Source organism: uncultured Streptococcus sp. (genome assembly GCF_905372115.1).
GTDB lineage: Bacteria > Bacillota > Bacilli > Lactobacillales > Streptococcaceae > Streptococcus.
In genome coordinates, this window is record NZ_CAJPNR010000068.1 from 1 (window position 1) to 5,667 (window position 5,667).

At 41.1% G+C, this 5,667-nt stretch carries 6 protein-coding genes; 2 read left to right on the plus strand and 4 right to left on the minus strand.

The features are described 5' to 3' along the window. The 4 genes from QZ169_RS11220 to QZ169_RS11235 all read right to left on the minus strand — a co-directional run. The coding region (locus tag QZ169_RS11220; RefSeq protein ID WP_295507080.1) for a phospho-sugar mutase at positions 1–1,144 on the minus strand (1,144 nt) is incomplete at its 3' end. A 236-nt stretch (positions 1,145–1,380) separates the two neighbouring features. Further along, positions 1,381–1,944 (minus strand): ECF transporter S component, encoded by a 564-nt coding sequence (locus QZ169_RS11225; RefSeq protein WP_002915168.1) that lies wholly within the window; start codon positions 1,942–1,944, stop codon positions 1,381–1,383. Further along, positions 1,928–2,479: a phosphopantothenoylcysteine decarboxylase gene (gene coaC / locus QZ169_RS11230; protein WP_295507082.1), complete on the minus strand. Its 552-nt coding sequence runs from the start codon at positions 2,477–2,479 to the stop codon at positions 1,928–1,930. The genes QZ169_RS11225 and coaC overlap by 17 nt, the downstream gene beginning before the upstream one ends. An 11-nt stretch (positions 2,480–2,490) precedes the next feature. Then, a complete protein-coding gene (locus tag QZ169_RS11235) occupies positions 2,491–3,174 on the minus strand; it encodes a phosphopantothenate--cysteine ligase (protein WP_295507084.1) in 684 nt (227 codons plus the stop codon). Positions 3,175–3,307: 133 nt separating this feature from the next. Between QZ169_RS11235 and QZ169_RS11240 the strand changes: the two genes are divergently transcribed. Together QZ169_RS11240 and QZ169_RS11245 are read left to right on the plus strand one after the other, a co-directional pair. Next, entirely contained in the window at positions 3,308–3,865 is a 558-nt protein-coding gene (locus tag QZ169_RS11240) for a hypothetical protein (protein ID WP_295507086.1), read from the plus strand. A 193-nt stretch (positions 3,866–4,058) separates the two neighbouring features. After that, positions 4,059–5,667: formate--tetrahydrofolate ligase (locus tag QZ169_RS11245; protein ID WP_295507088.1), on the plus strand; the 1,609-nt coding region annotated here is incomplete at its 3' end.

Here is a 5,667-nt window from a genome sequence, read left to right on the forward strand (position 1 = left end):
ATTTGAAACCAGTCAAGACGTTGAACATGGTTGCGCCGTAGCTTTCAGCAATCTTAGTCACCAAGTCAGTAGAAACGATAGACTTGCAGAGAGCTGCGTTAGCTGGCAGAGTTCCAGCACTCTTATGAGCTTCCAAGATGTATTTAGCCATAATGGCTCCGATTTGGTTACCTGAAAGGTTTAGGTAGCTGCCGTCTTTTTGCAGAACTTCTACACCGACACGGTCAGCATCTGGGTCAGTTGCAACCAAGACATCTGCACCAACTTTACGGCCTAATTCCTCAGCCAAGGCAAAGGCTGCTTGGCTTTCAGGGTTTGGAGACTTAACAGTAGAGAAGTCTGGATCAGCTACAGCTTGAGCTTCAACAACTTCTACAGAATCAAAGCCTGCTTGAGCCAAAGCACGACGAGCCAGCATTTCACCAGTACCGTGCAGAGGAGTGTAGACAATCTTCATGTCCTTACCGTATTCATCAATCAGTTTTTGGTTGATATTGACATCTTTAACTTCCTTGAGGTATTCAGCATCAATAGCATCGCCAATCACTTCAATCAAACCAGAAGCTTTTTCAGCTTCAACGTCAGCTACCTCAATAGCAAAAGGATTTTCAATAGCACGGATGTAGTCAGTCAATGCATCTGCATCATGCGGAGGCATTTGTCCGCCGTCTTCACCATATACCTTGTAGCCGTTAAATGGAGCAGGGTTGTGGCTGGCCGTAATCATGATACCAGCAAAAGTTCCTAAATGACGTACCGCAAATGAAAGTTCCGGAGTTGGGCGCAGACTTTCAAAGACATAAGACTTGATGTCGTGCTTAGCTAAAACAGCAGCAGATTCAAAGGCAAATTCTGGTGAAAAATGACGGGAGTCGTAAGCAATCGCAACACCGCGTTTTTTGAACTCATCACCTTTTTCTTCAATCAAGCGAGCCAAACCTTCGGTTGCCTGACGGACAACATAAATATTAATACGGTTGGTACCAGCGCCAATTAAACCACGCATACCAGCAGTACCAAACTCAAGATTGGTGTAAAAGGCATCTTCCTTAGTTTTTTCGTCCATACTATTCAAGTCTTCACGAAGATAGTCAGGAAGTTCAGCATAATCAAGCCATTTTTTGAAGTTATCTTGATAAGTCATAGGTGGAGTCTCCTTTATTTTTGAAATGAAGAGATGGAAATTTTAGTAAAAAATCCTGCTCTTAAATTTTCTTAATCGCTTTCATTGTAGCATATTTTCATTAATTTTGAAAGAGGTTACCTAGAAAACGATGAAATACTTTTCAAGACATTGTTTCAAGGATTTCAGAATATTAGAGCTGAATTGCAGTATAAAAAAGACCAAAGCAAGGCTTGGTCCAGAAAACTAACTCATCATCATTTTTTGGCTTTTTCAAGCGCAGGAATGATAGTTGCTGTCAAAATCGCAGAAATGATTAACTCGGCAATGGAATTAGCTGATAGAATTACAGCCAGAAGTGCTTTGATATCACCTTGGTATACATTTGCAAAGAGAAAGAAAATACCTCCCAAGACAAAAATAGTATTGGTTGCAGAACCTACGGAACCAGCTATAATCAAGCCGACCTTATTTTTCATTGCTTTATATACGAAATAAGGAGTGATACCGATGAGAATGCGAGGCACCATGGCAACAAGAAGCGAAGAAAGGCTTCCATTTGGCACAAAAGGGCTAAAGAGATAGCTGGTTGGCAGCAGTACCAAGGTATTGGTAACAACGCTGATACATCCCATAAGGCCGCCTAGAACAGCTCCGACTTTAGGGCCATAGAGGATACTGGCGATAATCACTGGGATGTGAATAATCGTAGGTTTAATCGGTACTGGAAGTAAGTTGAAAATAACCGAGCTGAGCAGGTGCAGTACCAACATGATGGCAAAGAAAATAGCAATTTGAGCAATTTTAGACTGTTTTTTCATAAATAAGTTCCTTTACTGTATTAATAATCGTATCAACTTCGGCTAGAGCACCTGTCCCCTGATCACCACAGGCTAGAACAGCTTCACGCGGTTGGATAATCTTCCATCCAAAATGCTGCAGGCGCTCCAAATTGTGCTGAGTTAGTGGATTTTCAAACATCTTAGTGTTCATAGCCGGAGCCAAAACTTTCTTGGTATGAGGCGGCAGAGCCAGAGCAGTAGCTGTAACCATATTATCAGCTAAACCGTTGGCTAGTTTAGCGATGGTATTGGCTGTTGCTGGCGCTAGCAAAAAGAGGTCAGACTCTTTAGCGATGTCAATGTGATTGACATCGCTAGGGTCAGGTTCTTGCATAATATCAATTGCAACTGGTCTTTGCGACAAGACTTGCAGGGTCATCGGTGTGATAAATTCTGTCGCTGCATCTGTCATGAGGACAGCAACATCAAAGTTTTCTTTCTTTAGACGGCTAGTAATGTCAGCAGCCTTGTAGGCTGATATGCTGCCACTGACCGCTAAGGTAATCTGTGTCATCATTTACCTCCTTATGGACTATGGATATGCAGGTAGAGGAGCTGAGCAATTTCTTCTTTGGATTGAGCTTGGGTTACAGTATCATTTCCGACAAGATAGGCTTTGTGCTCCTGATTAGAAATCTCTGTCAAATCATTGGCGACAATGATTTCTGCCTGATTTTTTATGAGACTGGCTCGCGCGGTCTTGAGTAACTCTTCATCAGAAACATCAACCAAGAGTTTGAAGCCAATCAAGCGAATGTTTGGATTCCATTTTTTTACCAAGCTGATGATTTTTGGTGTCTGTTTGAGAAAAAGAACTTGAACATCATCCTGAGAAGAAATCTTGCTTTCTGAGTTAGTCTTATTCAGAAATTCAGCCATATCAGAGCTAGCAGCTACAGCTTCCAAACCAGTCATATAGACGGGGGTGTAGTCTGAGACAGCCATTGCATGAATCAGTACATCATGTGTGTGAACGAGCGGCTCCAAGTTTTTATGCAGTTCTGTAACGCTTTCAATCTGGACAATGGTAAGGTTGGGATGAGCTTTAGGACGGACAGCTTTGGGAGTCGTCACCAGAGTCACCTGATCGCCCTTGTCTAGGAAAGTTTCAGCTATGATTTTGCCAAGCCGTCCCGTCGAATGATTGGTAATAGAGCGGACACGGTCGATTTTCTCGCTGGTCCCGCCAGAAGTAATCAATATGTTCATAGCCTTATTTTACAAGAAAAAAGAAATTTAGTAAAATAATTCTAATTGCAGAGTGTCACAGCGGAGAAGTGACTAATCAAAAAGTGAACTGCAGTGTTTAATTGAAACTAAAGTTTAGATATGGAGAAAAATAATGAATAAAGATGATTATGAATTTTCATTTTTTGCTGGTGAAAAATATTATATATCATCAGTTGTTGGAATTATAGTGTCGATAATCTTCCCTTTGTTTTTTATAGCAAGTATACAAGGTCATGATAGTGAACACAATTTGGAGTCTTCGTCAAGTTATAGCTATTCGAGCGCTTCTGCAGAAAAAGCGAGCGTTGAAGGTTTTTTAGTATTCTTTGCAATTATTGCGTCTGTGATTATTATCACACTAATTGTTAGGAGTATGAATGCAGAAAAAGATAGTAAATACCCGATTTTAGCGGGAACAGCTGAAGAAATGGTTTTTCGATTAAGCAATGGGAAAGTTCATTTTTTAGAGTGGGAAACTATTGACTCTATTTCTCATAAGGAAGTCGTCGAATATGATGAAGATGGTAGTAGTACTTATCACTATATATGTCCTAGAACTAAGAAAGGAGAAATATTTGAGATCTCTATTTCAAAATTAGATGAGAATTACAGTGATATCCAGAAAGTTTTGCACAAATATCATCCAGAAATTTCTTTGATAGACTTCTAGAATAAAAACAAAACAAGCTTTTTGTAGTGATAAATAGATGGATTATTTCTAAATTAACTTAGAGGAGCATCATGCCATTGATTATCAAACCGACATTAAAAAAACCGAACATTAAAATCTTTTTAGAGCTTAATCATGTAGATTTTGCTCTTTTTTGTTATAATCTTTATATTAATTGACAGAGGAGTTCTTGATGAAAACAGATATTGAAATTGCTCAAAGTGTTGAATTGCAGCCTATTGTTGATGTGGTGAAAAAAGTTGGCATCAACTATGACGACTTAGAATTATATGGTAAGTATAAGGCTAAGCTCAGCTTTGATAAAATTCGTGAGGTTGAAAAAAATCCTGTTGGCAAACTGATTTTGGTAACGGCAATCAATCCGACACCTGCTGGAGAAGGTAAATCTACCATTACGATTGGACTGGCTGACGCGCTTAACAAGATTGGCAAGAAAACTATGATTGCTATCCGGGAACCGTCTTTGGGGCCTGTGATGGGCATCAAGGGAGGAGCAGCTGGTGGCGGTCACGCGCAGGTTCTACCGATGGAAGACATTAACTTGCATTTTACTGGTGATATGCATGCCATCACGACAGCCAATAATGCCCTGTCAGCTCTTATCGATAATCATCTTCATCAGGGAAATGCACTGGGAATCGATCAGCGTCGTATTATCTGGAAGCGGGTGGTTGACCTGAATGACCGAGCTCTTCGCCACGTAACCGTTGGCTTAGGAAGTCCAGTTAACGGTATTCCGCGCGAAGATGGTTTTGACATTACTGTTGCATCTGAAATTATGGCGATTCTTTGCCTAGCTACGGATATTGAAGATTTGAAAAAGCGCTTGGCTAACATTGTTATCGGTTATCGCTATGACCGCTCACCAGTCTATGTTCGTGACCTTGAGGTAGAAGGAGCCTTGGCTTTAGTCTTGAAAGATGCGATTAAGCCAAATCTTGTTCAGACTATTTACGGGACACCAGCCTTTGTTCATGGCGGTCCTTTTGCCAATATCGCTCATGGCTGTAACTCTGTTTTAGCGACTAGCACAGCGCTGCGCTTGGCCGATTATACAGTGACAGAATCAGGATTTGGTGCGGATCTTGGTGCTGAAAAATTCTTAGATATTAAAACACCAAACTTACCAACTTCTCCAGATGCAGTAGTGATTGTTGCGACCTTGCGCGCCCTCAAGATGAATGGTGGAGTAGCTAAGGATGCACTTACAGAGGAGAATGTTGAGGCGGTCCGAGCTGGCTTTGCCAATCTCAAACGTCACGTTGAAAATATCCGCAAGTTCGGTATTCCAGTTGTAGTAGCTATCAATGAATTTGTCTCTGACACGGCTGCTGAAATTACAGCGCTTAAGGAACTTTGTGCAGAAATTAAGGTTCCAGTTGAGTTAGCTAGCGTCTGGGCTGATGGTGCCGAAGGTGGTGTATCTCTGGCTGAGACTGTAGTCAAAACCATTAATAAAGAACCTGCTCATTACACTCGCCTATATGATAATGATCTTTCTATTGAAGAAAAAATAGAGAAAATTGTCAGAGAAATCTATCGTGGTTCAAAAGTGAACTTTGAGAAAAAAGCGCAGACTCAAATTCGAGAAATTGTCAAAAACGGCTGGGACAAGCTGCCAATCTGCATGGCTAAAACACAGTATAGCTTCTCAGACAATCCTGCTGCTCTGGGCGCGCCAGAAAATTTCGAAATTACCATTCGTGAATTGGTACCAAAACTTGGGGCAGGCTTTATCGTGGCTTTGACAGGAGATGTCATGACCATGCCAGGATTGCCAA

Coding starts and splice junctions, on each gene's coding strand:
- QZ169_RS11225 (WP_002915168.1), bottom strand. CDS start 1,944: ATGAAAAAACAGTCTAAAATTGCTCAAATTGCTATTTTCTTTGCCATC.
- coaC (WP_295507082.1), bottom strand. CDS start 2,479: ATGACACAGATTACCTTAGCGGTCAGTGGCAGCATATCAGCCTACAAG.
- QZ169_RS11235 (WP_295507084.1), bottom strand. CDS start 3,174: ATGAACATATTGATTACTTCTGGCGGGACCAGCGAGAAAATCGACCGT.
- QZ169_RS11240 (WP_295507086.1), top strand. CDS start 3,308: ATGAATAAAGATGATTATGAATTTTCATTTTTTGCTGGTGAAAAATAT.